The following is a 15083-nucleotide window of genomic DNA, read 5'->3' on the forward strand; positions in this document are numbered from 1 at the left end:
GAGCGTCAGCCGTCGCTACTCGCCGCGCCGACCTACGGGATCCAGGGATCGACCCCGTACAACACCCGGTTCTTCACCCCTTCTCCTTCGGTGAGCGACCACAGGATCGGAGGCTGGGCCGGATCGCTGGATCGGTGCCAGTAGAGCTCCTGCACACCCCTGGCCGCGAAGTGCGGCACCGGCGGTCCGCCAGGGACCGCGTCGTAACGCCGGCCCAGGGTGGCCACCTTGTTGTTGCTCATCGTGAACTGGTAGAGGCCGTTCCACGAGATGCCACCCTGCGTCCAGGGGGTCGGCTGCGTGTACGCCGCGGTCGCGCGCGCCCTGCCGTCGGAGCCGTACGCGAGACAGCCCCGGTCGCACGCGCTGTTGTCGGGCGCCATCCTGTATCGCGCGACGCGGCCCGTCGGGGCCGCCGCCTGCGGCGAGGCCGGCCTGCAGGTGGGCGTGGGCTGACGGGCGTCGCACCACTCACCGGTGAGCACGCTCGGCGGTGTCGTGCTCCGGTCGAGACCGAGATATCCGAAGCACGGCGGCCTGCTCATGGACGCGCACCGTACGCCGGTGACCTGCGGCCGCCAGATGCCCAGCAGGGGCAGGATGTACCGGTAGCCCTGGGAGTAGTAGGTGCCGTTGTGCAGGCCGATCGGCCGTCCGGTGTCGGTGATGTCGCTGACCTCGCTCAGCCGCAGATCGAAGAGGTCGCGCAGGTCGAAGATGAGAATGCCGTTGTTTTCCGGATGCTCCCGGTTGTCGTCGGCGATGAGCAGATATTGGTGATACCAGACGATTCCACCGGTGTGGATCTGCATGGGACCGAAGGAGACGGGGCCGCTCGCGTCCGCGAACGGATTCACCAGAAGGACATGCTGGTAGTGGTTGAACGGCCCGGTGCCCACCTCGTTCAGGAAGGTCACACGCGACCTGTTGTTGGCGGGACCGTGCCACGAGAAGACGAACGCCTTGGCGGTGTCGTCATAGGCCGTCCCCTGTGCGGTCGAATCCGAGGTGCCGCTGATTCCCTGCGGTGTCCACGGGCCGGTGGCGTCCTCGGGGGCCAGGCAGAACCAGTCGACCACATTGCGGACCCGCTCACCCTGGGGCGTGACCAGCGCGCCGCTGTCCTGAGTCGGAGCGGGGCACCTCCGGTTGGCGAAGGGACCACCGGGGAGGGAGCCGGTCAGCAGTTCCGACACCTTCGTGTAGCGGTAGCCGGGCTGCGAGAACTGGAGATCCTGACGGAGCCGCTGGATGAGATCGGCGTACGTGTCCCCCTGGGCGTTGCGGTCGTCCCAGCTCAGTGTGTAGTCGCCGGTGCCCGTGGTGCGCATCGGGACGGGGGTGGGGACCGGTTGAGCTCCCACCACCGGGTCCGGCGGGTCCGCCGCCGGGTCCGCTGGGTCCGCCGCGGGGTCCGCGGCAGGATCCGTGGCGGGATTCGCCGCCAGGTTCGCGGTCGTCCCGGGTGCGGGGCTGGCGACCTGCTGATTCCATGGCCTGTTGTCCGCGCTCTGCACGCCGTTCAGGCCGGTCCACGGAATGGCTTCCGCGCCCGCGGCCTGCCAGTTGTAGGGCAGCGCCCGGGTGTCCGAGCCGGCTTTCTGGAGCGGTGCCAGGATCTGCGTGAAATCGCGCAGCGCGTTCTGCTTCTGCGCGTCCTTCTGGTGCGAATGCTGCCGCTGCCTCTTCTTGTTCTTGTTCCTGTTCCCTCCGCCGCGCGAAGCTCCGCCGGGTCCGCCGTACGGCGGCGCGGGAGAGATGGTGGCGGTGCCGCCGGAATCCACTCCCACGGCGGCCGTGGCGACGCCGTCCAGCAGGGGGGAGATGACGGTCAACGCGGCACTTATCGCGATGGATCTAACAAAATCGCCGACTGTGGGCAATTGCACCCCTTCAACCAATTCTCGCCAGACTGCCGATTTTCCCTCGGTGGCGAGAATGTCCGCTCTAAGATCCGTGACGGATCGATGTACGCCGAATTTCCTCGGCGGCCGGAGCGGCAAACGAACCTCGGCGAGCTCTTATCCCACCGATTGTCGCTTCATTGATGAGGCCGTTTGATATGGCCGTTTTGATATGGCCGTTTCGCCGCCTGGCGCGGTGCTCCGGGGCCGGGGCTCAGCCCTCGGCGCGGCGCAGGCGCTTGAGGTCGGAGCGGTGCTTCTTGGCCGCCAGGCGGCGCTCGACCGATCCCTTGGACGGCTTCGTCGGGCGTCGCCGCTTCTGCGGCGGCGCGATTGCGTCGCGGAGCAGGGCGGCGAGCCGTTCCCGCGCCGCCTCCCGGTTGCGCAACTGCGAGCGGTGCTCCGAGGCCGTCACCGTGACCACGCCGTCCACCAGGCGGGCGGCCAGCCGCTCGGCCGCCCGGGCCTTCAGTGCCGGGCCGAGCGCGGTCGTGCGCGCGAGGTCGAAGCTCAGCTCGACCCGGCTGTCGGTGGTGTTGACGCCCTGACCGCCGGGGCCGGAGGAGCGGGAGAAGCGCCAGGCGAGTTCCGCGTTGGGCACGACGATGGAGCCGCGCACGTGCAACGGGACTGTCATGACGTTCCTCCCTCGATTCGGATGGCCAACCTATATCGGTGAATATCACCACCGCTCGCCATTTATCACCGCGTACGTGGCTTTCGGTTGTCGTGGCCTACCGCGTCGTGCACAGTGGCCCCCGGTATTCCGGCGAAGGGATGGCGGGAGCATGACCTCGATCGTGGGCGTCCACGGCATCGGCAAGTACCACTACTACGAGGAGGCGGGCCGGTCGGCGGGCGGCGCCGCCGAGGCCATGCGGGCCAAGTGGAACGCCTACCTGCACGAGGGCCTCACCGGCCGCCGCGGGGGCGCGGGCGACTACTTCGCCGAGATCGCCTACTACGCCCACCACCTGCGCAGCGGGCCTCCCAAGCCGCCCAGGCAGATGGAGACGCCGGCCAAGCTGGTCCTCGCCGACTGGGCGGCCCAGCTCGGCGGGCCCTTCCGGGACGCGGCGGGGGAGTCGCTCACGGGTCTCGCCCACCGGCTGGCCGAGTGGCTGCTCACGAGGATGGGCCCGCAGGCGGTGCGCTTCGCGCAGGACTTCTGCCCGGAGGTGGCCGCCTACCTGGGCGGAGGTGACCCGCGCGTGCGGGCCCGCGACGCGGTGGCCGACGTCGTGCGCAGGCGCCGTCCCCGCGTGGTCGTCGCCCACTCCCTCGGCAGCGTCGTTACGTACGAGGCGCTGTGGGCGCACCCCGATCTCTCGGTCGACCTGCTCGTGACGCTGGGCAGCCCGCTCGGCATGCGCGACGTCGTCTTCGAGCGGCTCGCGCCGGTCCCGGTCCGGGGCCGTGGGGCGCGTCCGCCGGGGGTGCGCCGCTGGGTCAACATCGCCGACAAGGACGACATCGCCGCGATCCCCGCCCTGCTCGCGTCGTGCTTCGACGGCGTCGACCGGGACGTCTCCTGCGACATTGACTGGCTCGACTTCCACACCGTGCGCAACTACCTGCGCTGCGGCAGCGCCAACGAGTTCCTCAAGGCGTACGTGGCCTGACTAACGAACACGGGCTATGATCGTACGACCATGAAGACTGTTCTTTTCGACTACGGCAACGTCGTGTCGCTCCCCCAGGCCCCCGAGGACGTCGAGCGGATGGCGGGAGGTGATCCGGGGTTCGAGGCCCGCTACTGGGAGGTGCGGCTCGACTTCGACCGGGGCTCGCTCGACCCCGCCGCGTACTGGTCCCACGTGTACGGCAGGCCGATGGCCGGCCGGGACCTGGACGCGGTCGTCGCCCTCGACGTGGCGAGCTGGTCGCGGCCCAACGAGGAGACGGTGGCGATCATCGACGAGCTCGCCGGGGTGGGGGTGCCCATGGCGCTGCTGTCCAACATGCCGGTCTGCGTCGCCGAGGGCATCGACGGGCTGCCGTTCATGCGGCCGATCGGCCCGCGTTTCTACAGCGGCCGGATGGGCCTGGTGAAGCCGGAGCCGGAGATCTTCCACGAGACCGTGGCCTGGCTCGGGGTCGCCCCCGCCGACCTCGTCTTCGTGGACGACCGGCTGGAGAACATCGCGGCTGCGGAGCGGGCCGGGCTCGGCGTCGTCCACTTCCGGGACGCCGCCGCGCTGCGCGAGGACCTCAAGGCGCTGCTGACCTGAGCCGCCTGCGGCGATTACACAATTACGATCGCTCACAGCGAACGGGCGCAGAACAGGGAACAGGATCGGACTCCTGTTAGTTGAGCCGACATAACTCAACCTACTGGAGTGCGCTGATGTCCCAGATCCTTCCTGTCCTCCCGCTCGACGACGAGGTCGTCCTGCCCGGCATGGTCGTGCCCCTCGACCTGTCGGAGTCCGAGGTCCGCGCGGCCATCGACGCCGCCCGTGCCAACGGCGAGAGCACGGTCCTGCTGGTGCCACGGATAGACGGCCGCTACGGCCCCGTGGGGGTGAGCGCGGTCGTGGAGCACGTCGGCAGGCTGCCGGGCGGGGAGCCCGCGGCCGTCGTCCGGGGGGTCGACCGCATGCGCGTCGGCACCGGCACCACCGGTCCCGGCGCGGCCCTGTGGGTGGAGGCGACCGTGCTGGAGCGGGTCGCCACCGGGCCGAGGGCCGAGGAGCTCGCCAAGGAGTACAAGGCCCTGACCACCACCATCCTGCAGCAGCGGGGCGCCTGGCAGGTGGTCGACGCCGTCAACCAGATCAAGGACCCGGCGGTTCTCGCCGACAGCTCCGGATACGCGCCCTGGCTCACCACCCAGCAGAAGCTGCTGCTGCTGGAGCTCGCCGACCCGGCCGAGCGTCTCGACAAGCTGGTGGGCTGGGCGCGCGACCACCTCGCGGAGGTGGACGTCGCGGAGACCATCCGCAAGGACGTCCAGGAGGGCATGGAGAAGCAGCAGCGCGAGTTCCTGCTCCGCCAGCAGCTCGCGGCCGTCCGCAAGGAGCTCGCCGAGCTGAACGGCGACCCCTCGGACGAGGAGGAGGACTACCGCGCCCGCATCGAGGCCGCCGACCTGCCGGAGAAGGTCAAGGAGGCCGCGCTCAAGGAGGTCGCCAAGCTGGAGCGGTCGTCGGACCAGTCGCCGGAGAGCGGCTGGATCCGCACCTGGCTCGACACCGTGCTCGACATGCCGTGGAACGTCCACACGACAGACGAGTACGACATCGCCGGGGCCCGCGCGGTGCTCGACGCCGACCACACCGGCCTGGACGACGTGAAGGACCGCATCGTGGAGTACCTCGCGGTCCGCAAGCGCAGGGCCGACAAGGGCCTCGGCGTGGTCGGCGGCCGCCGCAGCGGGGCCGTGCTCGCGCTGGCCGGGCCTCCCGGAGTCGGCAAGACCTCGCTCGGCGAGTCGGTCGCCCGCGCCATGGGCCGCAAGTTCGTCCGGGTCGCCCTCGGCGGCGTCCGCGACGAGGCGGAGATCCGCGGCCACCGGCGCACGTACGTGGGCGCGCTGCCCGGCCGGGTGGTCCGGGCGATCCGCGAGGCGGGCTCGATGAACCCGGTCGTGCTGCTCGACGAGATCGACAAGGTGGGCGCCGACTACCGGGGCGACCCGACGGCGGCGCTGCTCGAGGTGCTCGACCCGGCGCAGAACCACACGTTCCGCGACCACTACCTGGAGGTCGAGCTCGACCTGAGCGACGTGCTGTTCCTCGCCACGGCCAACGTGCTCGAGCAGGTGCCGGGGCCGCTGCTGGACCGCATGGAGATCGTCACGCTCGACGGCTACACCGAGGAGGAGAAGGTCGCGATCGCCCGTGACCACCTGCTCCCGCGCAACCTGGAGAAGGCCGGTCTCACCGCCGACGACGTGACGGTGGAGGACGCGGCGCTGCGCCGCCTGGCGGGCGAGTACACCCGCGAGGCGGGGGTCCGCTCCCTCGAACGCGCCATCGCCCGGATCCTGCGCAAGCTGACGGCGAACGTCGCGCTCGGCGAGGCGACGCTCCCGGTGGCGGTGTCAGCGGACGACCTGGTCTCCTACCTGGGCAGGCCGCGTCATGTGCCCGAGTCGTCCCTCCCGGAGGCGCGGCAGCGGACGGCGGTGCCGGGCGTGGCGACCGGCCTGGCGGTGACCGGCGCCGGCGGTGACGTCCTCTACGTCGAGGCGTCGCTGGCCGACCCGGAGACCGGGGCGACGGGCCTGACCCTGACCGGCCAGCTCGGCGACGTGATGAAGGAGTCGGCGCGGATCGCGCTGTCGTTCCTGCGGTCGCGGGGCGCGGAGCTGGAGCTTCCGGTCGGGTCGCTCAAGGACAGGTCGGTGCACATCCACGTGCCCGCGGGCGCGGTGCCCAAGGACGGCCCCTCGGCCGGTGTCACGATGACCACGGCCCTGGCGTCGCTGCTGTCGGGCCGGCCGGTCCGCGCCGACGTGGCGATGACCGGGGAGGTCTCCCTCACCGGGCGCGTGCTGCCGATCGGCGGCGTGAAGCAGAAGCTGCTCGCCGCCCACCGGGCGGGGATCACGACCGTGCTCATCCCGGCGCGCAACGAGCCCGACCTGGACGACGTCCCGGCCGAGGTGCTGGCCGACCTCACCGTTCACGCGGTGGGCGACGTCCGCGAGGTCCTCGACCTGGCTCTCACCCCGGCGAGGGTCGCCCGGCAGACGGTCGCCTGACCTTACAAGTCGCATAAATGGACGAATCATCCAGTCGGTTGACTGGATGATTCGTCCATGCTGTCATGACTCCATGTTGTACGGCACACCGGCGCTGGAGGCGGCGGACGAGAAGGTGCTCGCCGAGATCGAGGAGATGCGGCGCGACCTGAAATACCGGCTGGCCGAGGCCCACCGCTGGGACGGCCTGCTGCGGCGGCAGTTGCAGGCGCGGGCGATCCAGGGGTCCAACTCCATCGAGGGCTACTACGCCAGCGTCGAGGACATCGAGTCGATCATGTCGGGTGAGGACCCGCTGGAGACGCCGGCGGCCGTGGCCCGCGAGATCGCCGGCTACCGGCAGGCGCTCACCTACATCGGCGCCCTGTCGCGGGCGCGGGCCTTCCGCTACGACGCCGGCCTGCTACACGCGCTGAACTTCATGATGATCGGCCACCACATGGACAAGACCCCGGGGACGGTCCGGCCCGGCGGGATCTACGTGCGCAACTCGGCCACCGGCGAGGTGGTCTACGAGGGCCCGGACCACGAGGAGGTCCCCGGCCTGCTGGCGGAACTCGTGGAGTGGCTCAACGAGGGCGACCTCGACGCGCCCAGCTACGTGCGCGCCGCCATGGCGCACTTCAATCTGGTGGCGATCCACCCCTGGCGGGACGGGAACGGCCGCATGTCCCGGGCGCTGCAGACGCTCGTGCTCGGCCGCGACCAGATCACCACGCCGGAGTTCTCCTCGATCGAGGAGTGGCTGGGTATCGGGGAAACCACTCTCGAGTACTACCAAGCGCTCCGGATGGTGCAGAACGGCCGGTGGGGCCCGCACGGGGACACCCTCTCCTGGGTGCGGTTCGTGCTGCGCTGCCACCACATGCAGGCGCAGCGGGTGGGGCGCAGGCTCGCGGAGGCGGGCGAGGTGTGGATGCTGCTGGAGGAGCGGATCTGGGCGCAGGGCCTGCACCCGCGCACGGTCTCCGCGCTCTACCAGGTGTTCGTCTCCCGGCGGCTGCGCCGGGGCATGTACCAGGCCGACGAAGGGCTGAGCCAGGGCCAGGCCGCCCGCGACCTGCGCGAGCTCGCGGCCACCGGGTGGCTCCTGCCGTACGGCGAGACGAAGGGCCGTTTCTACGCGCCGGGCCCGAAGATGACGGAGATCAAGGCGGCGTTCGCCGAACGTGCCGGGCCGCTGCGCGACCCCTACCGGACGCCGGAGGGCTGAGCGGACGCGCCGTGATCCGCTCCTACCACATCGCCACCGAACCGAGTACCGTTCGGTCATGCACCCTGGGGCGATCGCGGCGGTGACGCCGGACAAGCCTGCGGTGATCATGGCGGGCTCCGGCCGCGTGGTCACCTTCCGCGAACTCGACGAGGAGTCCAACCGGCTCGCCCATCTGCTGCGGGCCGCGGGCCTGAAGCCCGGCGACCACATCGCGTTCATGCTGGAGAACCATCCGCTCTTCCTCGTGATAGCCTGGGCGGCGCACCGCTCCGGCCTGTACTACACCGCGATCAGCTCACGTCTGCAGGCCGACGAGCTGGCCTACATCGTGGACAACTGCGGCGCGCGGGTCTTCATCTCCTCGGCCAGGCTCGCCGGAGTGGCGGGCGCCGTCACCGGCGCCACGCCCGGGGTGGAGCTACGGCTCATGGTCGACGGCGTCGCCGAGGGCTTCACCTCCTACGAGGAGGCGGTGGCGGGATGGCCCGCGACGCCGGTCGACGACGAGTGCCAGGGCGCCGACATGCTCTACTCCTCGGGCACCACCGGGCGTCCCAAGGGGGTCAAGCCGCCGCTCAGCCGGGCGCCGCTGGAGGCGCCCGGCGCCCTGGTGCGGCTCATCCGGCTCCTGTTCTCGCCAGAGGCCGACAGCGTCTACCTGTCGCCCGCGCCGCTCTACCACGCCGCCCCGCTGCGATACAGCATGTCCTTCCAGCGCCTGGGCGCGACCGTGGTGGTCATGGAGCGGTTCGACCCCGAGGAGGCGCTGGCGCTCATCGAGCGGCACCGGGTCACCCACGCGCAGTGGGTTCCCACGATGTTCATCAAGATGCTCAAGCTGCCGGAGGAGGTGCGCGGGCGGTACGACCTGTCGTCGCTGCGCTGCGCCGTCCACGCCGCCGCGCCCTGCCCGGTCGAGGTCAAGGAGCGGATGATGGCGTGGTGGGGCCCGATCGTCCACGAGTACTACGCGGGCACGGAGGGCAACTGCTTCCTGTACGCAGGGCCGGAGGACTGGCTCGCGCACAAGGGCACGGTGGGCAGGCCGCTGCTCGGGGTGACCCACGTCTGCGACGAGGAGGGCAACGAACTGCCGCCCGGTGAGCACGGCACGGTCTACTTCTCCGACGGGCCGGCGTTCGAGTACCACGGCGACCCGGGGAAGACCGCGTCGGTCCAGGACCCCCTGGGACGTGGCTGGACCACGCTGGGGGACATCGGGTACGTGGACGAGGACGGGTTCCTCTACCTCACCGACCGGCGCTCCTACATGATCATCTCCGGCGGCGTGAACATCTACCCGCAGGAGGCGGAGAACGTGCTGGCGATGCATCCCAAGGTGGCCGACGTGGCCGTCTTCGGGGTGCCGGACCCCGAGATGGGCGAGCAGGTGAAGGCCGTGGTGCAGCCGGCCGACCCGGCCGACGCCGGTCCCGCGCTCGAGGCCGAGCTGATCGCCTACTGCCGGGACCGCCTGGCCCACTACAAGTGCCCGAAAACGGTCGACTTCCGGGACGAGCTGCCCCGCCACCCCACGGGAAAGCTCTACAAACGCCTGCTCAGGGACGAGTACTGGCCTCGGACGGGCTGACATAAGGTACGCGTAGGGCGCTCGGAAGACCTGCCGCTGATCGCTTAGCGTGACCTTATCGCCGATGCGCCATCGTATTACCTGTACCGGCGGAGAGCCGGGATCACCGGCGAATCCATTGAGGGGGATGGCGATGAGCTCACCTGAGCACGTTCCCGGCAACGAGAACACCGAGGTACTCCCCGGTAACGGCTGGAGCCAGTTCGGGAGCGCCCCGCCGCGGCACGGGCAGTACACGGGGGCATACCAGTCGTACGGCGCCTATGGAAACGGTCCTTATGACACCGCGCAGTTTCCGCCGCCTCCGGCGCGGAAGGGCACGCTGACCGCCCGCCAGAAGGCCGGCGCGGGGCTGGCCCTGGTGGCGGTGGCCTTGGGCGGCGGGGCCGCCGGCGCTCTCATCGCGAACAGTGTGAACGGCGGGCAGACGGTGATCGCGAGCCCGGTGGTCAAGGGGGTGTCCAACTCCTCCAGCACCACGATCGCGGCGGTCGCCAAGGCGATCATGCCGTCGGTGGTGTCGATCGAGGTGAAGACCGCCACGGCCGGCGGCGAGGGGTCCGGTGTCATCCTGTCGGCCGACGGTCTCATCCTGACGAACAACCACGTGGTGAGCGTCGGCGCGGGTGGCGGCGGCACGGTGACCGTGAAGTTCAGCGACGGCAAGACCGCCAGCGCCATCATCAAGGGCACCGACCCCACCACGGACCTCGCGGTCATCCAGGCCCAGGGCGTGTCCGGCCTGACCCCCGCCTCGCTCGGCGACAGCGACAAGCTCCAGGTCGGCGACTCGGTCCTCGCCATCGGCAGCCCGCTGGGACTGGCGGGATCGGTCACCTCCGGCATCGTGAGCGCTCTCGACCGCACGCTCACCGAGAGCCCGGAGGAGCAGCAGCCCCAGTTCCCCTGGGGCATGGGGCAGCAGCAGCCGCAGCAGAGCCAGGCCACGACGATCGGCGGCGTGATCCAGACCGACGCGGCGATCAACCCCGGCAACTCCGGCGGAGCGCTGGTCAACGCCTCTGGGGAGGTCGTCGGCATCAACACGGCGATCGCCACCGCCGGCTCCAGTTCCGGCAACATCGGCGTCGGCTTCGCGATCCCCATCAACACCGCGAAGCTCGTGGCCGACCAGCTCATCCAGACGGGCAAGGCGACCCACGCCTTCTTCGGCGTGAGCGTCGCCGACGCGGTCGGCGGCTCGGCCGGCGTGTCCGGCGCGGTGGTCAGGTCGATCACGGCCGGCAGCCCGGCGGAGAAGGCCGGCCTCAGGGAGGGCGACCTGATCACCAAGATCAACGACAAGCTGGTGGACAGCGCGGAGACGCTGGTCGGCACCATCCGCAGTGCCCGCCCCGGCGACAGGGTGACCGTCACCTTCACCCGTGACGGCAAGGAGAGCACCATCACCACCACGCTCGCGGAGCAGTCGGCCACGAGCTGACGTCCGCGCGATCGTCGCCGGCGGGCCCCCGGGGGGACGGCCCGCCGGCGATTCGCGTTCCGGGAGGCGACCTCGCTCACGCGAGGTGGCGGGTGAGCGCCTCCGACTCCCACAGGTCCCGGTAGTAGCCGGGCACGGCGACGAGGTCGGCGTGGGTGCCCCGCTGCGCGACCCTGCCGCCCTCCAAAACGACGATCTCGTCGACCTGCTCGAGGCCGTGCAGCCGATGGGTGACCAGCAGCGTGGTGCGGCCCCTGGTGGCGTCGAGCAGGTCGGCCATCAGCAGGTCGGCCGTGTCCTCGTCGAGCGCCTCGGCCGGCTCGTCCAGCACCAGGACGGGCGGGTCGTACAGCAGGGCCCGCGCCAGCGCGAGCCGCTGGAGCTGGCCTCCGGAGACCGTCCGGCCGTCCTCGCCGAGCACCGTGTCCCAGCCGGTGCGCTCGGTCCACGCGTCCAGCCGCGCCCGCCGTACGGCGGCCCTGAGCTCCTCGGCGGAGGCGTCAGGACCGGCCAGGCGCAGGTTGTCGGCGACCGTGGCCTGGAAGACGTACGGGTCCTGGGTGAGGCCGGTCACGAGCGCCCGCACGTCGTCGGAGGACAGGCGCCGCACGTCGGCGCCGTTCAGCCGGATCGCGCCCGACTCGAACTCCACGGTCCGCATCAGCGCCGACAGCAGCGTGCTCTTGCCCGCGCCGCTCGGGCCCACCACCGCGACCCGCCGGCCCGGGGTCAGCGTGAGGCTGACGCCGTTCAGCGCGGGCTCGCGGTCGCCGTGCCGCACCACGAGGTCCTCGACCTCGACCGTCAGCGGCGGCTCGGGCGGGGGCGCGGGGTCCGCGGGCTCCCGGACGGCAGGGGGAGTGGCGGCGGTCTCCCCGAGCCTGCGCAGCGCCGCGCGCACCCCCGCGAACCGCTCGCCCGCGGCGGCCAGGGGCAGCGCGGGCTCGAAGGCGACCAGCGAGGTCAGGGCGGCCACGGCCGTCGCGACCCGGCCGAGACCGGCGGCCTGGGCCACCAGCACCACGGCGACGACGGTCAGCCCCTGCGTCAGCATCCCGGCGCCGAGCGCGGCGGCGTTGATCCGAGCCTGTCCCCGCTCCAGCCGGGCCAGCCGCCCGTCGGCGTCCATCGCCGCCGCCAGCGCCCGGTCCCGCGCGCCGTACGCCGCGAGGTCGGCCGCTCCGTGGACCAGGTCGGCAACCCGGGCGGCCAGGTCGGCGCGGGCCGGGGCGACCCGCGCGGACCAGCGCCGGGCGGCCGCCGACGTGACGACGGGCAGCAGCACCCCGGCGGCGAGCAGGCCGGCGGCGAGCGCGAACGCGGCGGCGGGCAGCAGGAAGGCCGTGACGGCGACGGCCGTGACGCCGGTGACCAGAGCGGCGGCGGCCGGCAGCAGACAGCGGACGAGCAGGTCCTGCACGGCGTCGGTGTCGTCCACCATCCGGCTGAGCAGGTCGGCGCCGCGCTGCGGCAGCGGCCCGGCGGGGATCAGCGCCCGGTAGAGGCGCTCACGGGTGCCCGCCTGGGCGCGCAGCGCGACGTCGTGCCCGGCCAGCCGCTCGCCGTACCGGAACACGCCGCGGGTGGTGGCGAACGCCCGCACGGCCACGATGGCGACCGACAGCGCCGCCAGGGGCGGCTGCTCGGCGGCGCGCGTGATCAGCCAGGCGGCGGACGCGATGAGTGCGACGCCCGCGAGGTCGGCGGCCGAGCCCGCGAGCGCGGCGAGCACGAGCCGCCGGCCCATTCCGGCGGTCACGGACAGCGGCGGCAGGCTCATCGGGCCTCACCGCCCCGCGTGGCAACCGGGGAGGCGGGAGCGGGACCCACGGGGACGAGGGCGCCGCCGTCGAGGCGGACGATCCGGTCGGCCAGGTCGATCATGGCGGGGCGGTGCGCGACGATGATCGCCGTACGGCCCTCGGCCAGCCTGCGGGTGGCCGCCACGATCGCCGCCTCGCTCCTGCCGTCGAGCCGCGCGGTGGGCTCGTCCAGCAGCAGCGCCTGCGCGCCGGGGCGGCAGAACGCCCTGGCCAGGGCGACGCGCTGACGCTGGCCCGCCGACAGGTTCGCGCCGCGCTCGCCCAGCGGGGTGTCGTATCCCCTGGGCAGCGCGCCGGCGAACTCCGCCACCCGCGCCGCCTCGGCGGCGGCCCTGATCTCCTCGGGCGTGGCCGCGGAGCCGAGCGCGATGTTGTCGGCGACAGAGGTCGCGAACAGGTGCGGGCGCTGCGGCACGAAGGCCAGCCGCCGCCGCCATTCGTCGAGGTCGAGGCCGGCCAGATCCGTCCCGTCCACGAGCACCCGCCCCTCGGTCGGGGCCACGAACCCGAGCAGCAGGTGCAGCAGCGTGCTCTTCCCCGCGCCGCTCGGGCCCACGATCGCGACCCGCTCGCCCGGCTCGATGACGAGCGATACGCGGTCGAGCGCGGCCTCCTCGCGGCCCGGGTAGCGCACGGTGACCTCCTCCAGCCGGATCCGCGGCGGCCCGCTCGCCGCCGCCGGAGCCGTTGGGGCCGGCGAACGCGACTCCCGCGGCCGCTCCGGGGAGTCGATGACCGCGAACGCCTCGTCGGCGGCGGCGACGCCCTCCATGGCGGCGTGGAAGCGGGTGCCCATCGCGCGCAGCGGCAGGTACGCCTCCGGGGCAAGCAGCAGCACTAGCAGCGCCGTGCCCAGGTCGAGAGAGCCCGACAGCAGCCGCAGCCCGACCGGCACCGCGACCAGCGCCAGCGACAGCGACGCGACGAGTTCGAGCACCAGCGACGACAGGAACGCCACCCGCAGTGTGCGCATGGTCGCGGCGCGGTGGGCCTCGGCCACCTCGCGGATCACCGACGCCTGGTGGCGGGCCCGGCCGAAGGCCCGCAGCGTCGGCAGGCCGCGCACCACGTCGAGGAAGTGGCCGCCGAGACGGGACAGGGCCCGCCACTGGCGTTCCGTCACGGCCCTGGTGGTCCACCCGACGAGGGCCCCGAAGATCGGGATCAGCGGCAGCGTGAGCACCACGATCACGGCGGTCGCCAGGTCGGCCACGAAGAGCCGGACGACGACCGCGATCGGCACCACCCCGGCCACCGCGACCGCCGGGAGATAGCCGGTCAGGTACGGGTCGAGCGCGTCGAGCCCCCGGCCGGTGAGGGTCACCAGCTCACCCGAGCGGTACGCCGGTCCCAGAGCCTCCACCCGGCCGAGCAGCCGCCGCCGCAGAGCCGACTTCAGCGCCGTGGCCGCCCGGCCCGCGAGCACGCCCTGCGCGGAGCCGAGCAGCCCGCGGGAGGCGACGACGAGCGCGAGGGGGAACAGCGCGGCGACCGTGAAGCGGCCGGAGAGCACCCCGGCCAGCAACTCCGCCTGCACGAGCACGAGCAGCCCGGCCGCCACCGCCGCCGCCAGGCAGCAGGCGAGGTGCAGCCGGACGCTCCGCTCGGCGCGGGCCAGCCGGAGGAGATCCTTGTGCAACGGTCTCCAATCAGAAGAACGTCGGCAGGGCGCCCCTGGAGAATGTGCGCCACACCCATACTTGCGCGCCCACGAGGATCGGGGCGAACGGAACCACCATGACACTGAGCACAGTCAGTGCCGGATCCGGGGCGGCGCCGTCGAGCAGGTGGGCGCCGGCGGCCGCCGTGACCAGGACCGCGGGCGCGGCGGCGGCGCAGGCCGACAGCAGCAGCGCCCGCCCGCCGGCGCGCGGGCCCTCCCGCAGGCGCCAGGCCGCGAAGGTGCGGCCGTGCCAGGCGAACAGGGCGAGCAGCGCGACGCCTCCCGCGGCGCCCGCGACGACGCCGGGCGCGTCGAGCGGCCGCAGGCCGCGCGCGACGGCCACAAGGATCGCGCCCCAGGCGAGAGCCAGCCCCGCCGATCCCGCGCACAGCGCGCCGTCCCAGAACAGCCGCCAGGCGGCGCCGTCGGCCCTGCGGCGGAACCACAGCCCGGCGTCGCGCACGATCCACGCCAGCAGCAGGGCGACGACGAGGGGATAGACGCGGCTCAGCGGCTGGCTCGCGGGGAACGCGCCGGACAGCACGCCGGCGAGGGCGACCAGCCACACCTCGTTGGCGAGCACGAACGGCGCCATCGCCCCGACGAGGCGGTCGCGGGCGGCGGGGGAGCGGCCCAGCACGGGCAGCAGCACGCCGAGCCCGATGTCGAAGCCCTCCAGGGCGAAGTAGCCGGCCAGCAGGACGGCGAACGTCAGGAACCAGAAGATGTCCATG

The 15083-nt window shown here is 72.3% G+C and carries 11 protein-coding genes; 6 read left to right on the top strand and 5 right to left on the bottom strand.

Annotated features, from left to right (window positions below; genetic code table 11):
* Positions 1 to 32: 32 nt before the first annotated feature.
* Together HHX31_RS06670 and arfB are read right to left on the bottom strand one after the other, a co-directional pair.
* The gene (locus tag HHX31_RS06670) at positions 33 to 1835 is read right to left on the bottom strand and encodes a hypothetical protein (protein ID WP_169946128.1); all 1803 of its coding nucleotides are present in this window, start codon (positions 1833 to 1835) and stop codon (positions 33 to 35) included.
* 283 nt (positions 1836 to 2118) lie between these two features.
* Complete coding sequence (arfB, locus tag HHX31_RS06675; protein ID WP_169946130.1) at positions 2119 to 2541, bottom strand: alternative ribosome rescue aminoacyl-tRNA hydrolase ArfB; 423 nt, start codon at positions 2539 to 2541, stop codon at positions 2119 to 2121.
* 151 nt (positions 2542 to 2692) lie between these two features.
* Here arfB and HHX31_RS06680 point away from each other — a divergent pair, with 151 nt between their 5' ends.
* The 6 genes from HHX31_RS06680 (at position 2693) to HHX31_RS06705 (ending at position 10863) form a co-directional block, all read left to right on the top strand.
* Positions 2693 to 3526 carry a hypothetical protein gene (locus HHX31_RS06680; RefSeq protein WP_169946132.1) on the top strand — a complete coding sequence of 278 codons (834 nt, stop codon included), beginning with the start codon at positions 2693 to 2695 and terminating at the stop codon, positions 3524 to 3526.
* Positions 3527 to 3556: 30 nt separating this feature from the next.
* Positions 3557 to 4135: an HAD family phosphatase gene (locus HHX31_RS06685; RefSeq protein ID WP_169946134.1), complete on the top strand. Its 579-nt coding sequence runs from the start codon at positions 3557 to 3559 to the stop codon at positions 4133 to 4135.
* A 116-nt stretch (positions 4136 to 4251) separates the two neighbouring features.
* A complete protein-coding gene (lon, locus tag HHX31_RS06690; RefSeq protein ID WP_169946136.1) occupies positions 4252 to 6612 on the top strand; it encodes an endopeptidase La in 2361 nt (786 codons plus the stop codon).
* A gap of 73 nt (positions 6613 to 6685) precedes the next feature.
* Positions 6686 to 7825, top strand: coding sequence for a Fic family protein (locus HHX31_RS06695; RefSeq protein WP_169946138.1), 1140 nt, complete (start codon positions 6686 to 6688; stop codon positions 7823 to 7825).
* A 58-nt stretch (positions 7826 to 7883) separates the two neighbouring features.
* Positions 7884 to 9419, top strand: coding sequence for an acyl-CoA synthetase (locus HHX31_RS06700; protein ID WP_169946140.1), 1536 nt, complete (start codon positions 7884 to 7886; stop codon positions 9417 to 9419).
* A 133-nt stretch (positions 9420 to 9552) separates the two neighbouring features.
* A complete protein-coding gene (locus HHX31_RS06705; protein ID WP_169946142.1) occupies positions 9553 to 10863 on the top strand; it encodes a S1C family serine protease in 1311 nt (436 codons plus the stop codon).
* 76 nt (positions 10864 to 10939) lie between these two features.
* On the opposite strand, the gene cydC is transcribed toward HHX31_RS06705, so the two are convergent.
* The 3 genes from cydC to HHX31_RS06720 are packed head-to-tail and all read right to left on the bottom strand — an operon-like array spanning position 10940 to position 15082.
* The gene (gene cydC, locus HHX31_RS06710) at positions 10940 to 12643 is read right to left on the bottom strand and encodes a thiol reductant ABC exporter subunit CydC (protein ID WP_249345670.1); all 1704 of its coding nucleotides are present in this window, start codon (positions 12641 to 12643) and stop codon (positions 10940 to 10942) included.
* The gene (gene cydD, locus HHX31_RS06715) at positions 12640 to 14325 is read right to left on the bottom strand and encodes a thiol reductant ABC exporter subunit CydD (protein WP_169946144.1); all 1686 of its coding nucleotides are present in this window, start codon (positions 14323 to 14325) and stop codon (positions 12640 to 12642) included. The genes cydC and cydD overlap by 4 nt, the downstream gene beginning before the upstream one ends.
* 10 nt (positions 14326 to 14335) lie before the next feature.
* The gene (locus tag HHX31_RS06720; RefSeq protein ID WP_169946146.1) at positions 14336 to 15082 is read right to left on the bottom strand and encodes a cytochrome d ubiquinol oxidase subunit II; all 747 of its coding nucleotides are present in this window, start codon (positions 15080 to 15082) and stop codon (positions 14336 to 14338) included.
* Position 15083: the final 1 nt, after the last annotated feature.

This window comes from Microbispora sp. H11081 (genome assembly GCF_012999535.1).
Classification (GTDB): Bacteria; Actinomycetota; Actinomycetes; order Streptosporangiales; family Streptosporangiaceae; genus Microbispora.

Bases quoted from the DNA above. Each gene is read 5' to 3' on its own strand.
- arfB (WP_169946130.1), bottom strand. From the start codon at position 2,541: ATGACAGTCCCGTTGCACGTGCGCGGCTCCATCGTCGTGCCCAACGCG.
- HHX31_RS06680 (WP_169946132.1), top strand. From the start codon at position 2,693: ATGACCTCGATCGTGGGCGTCCACGGCATCGGCAAGTACCACTACTAC.
- HHX31_RS06685 (WP_169946134.1), top strand. From the start codon at position 3,557: ATGAAGACTGTTCTTTTCGACTACGGCAACGTCGTGTCGCTCCCCCAG.
- lon (WP_169946136.1), top strand. From the start codon at position 4,252: ATGTCCCAGATCCTTCCTGTCCTCCCGCTCGACGACGAGGTCGTCCTG.
- HHX31_RS06695 (WP_169946138.1), top strand. From the start codon at position 6,686: ATGTTGTACGGCACACCGGCGCTGGAGGCGGCGGACGAGAAGGTGCTC.
- HHX31_RS06700 (WP_169946140.1), top strand. From the start codon at position 7,884: ATGCACCCTGGGGCGATCGCGGCGGTGACGCCGGACAAGCCTGCGGTG.
- HHX31_RS06705 (WP_169946142.1), top strand. From the start codon at position 9,553: ATGAGCTCACCTGAGCACGTTCCCGGCAACGAGAACACCGAGGTACTC.
- cydC (WP_249345670.1), bottom strand. From the start codon at position 12,643: ATGAGCCTGCCGCCGCTGTCCGTGACCGCCGGAATGGGCCGGCGGCTC.
- HHX31_RS06720 (WP_169946146.1), bottom strand. From the start codon at position 15,082: ATGGACATCTTCTGGTTCCTGACGTTCGCCGTCCTGCTGGCCGGCTAC.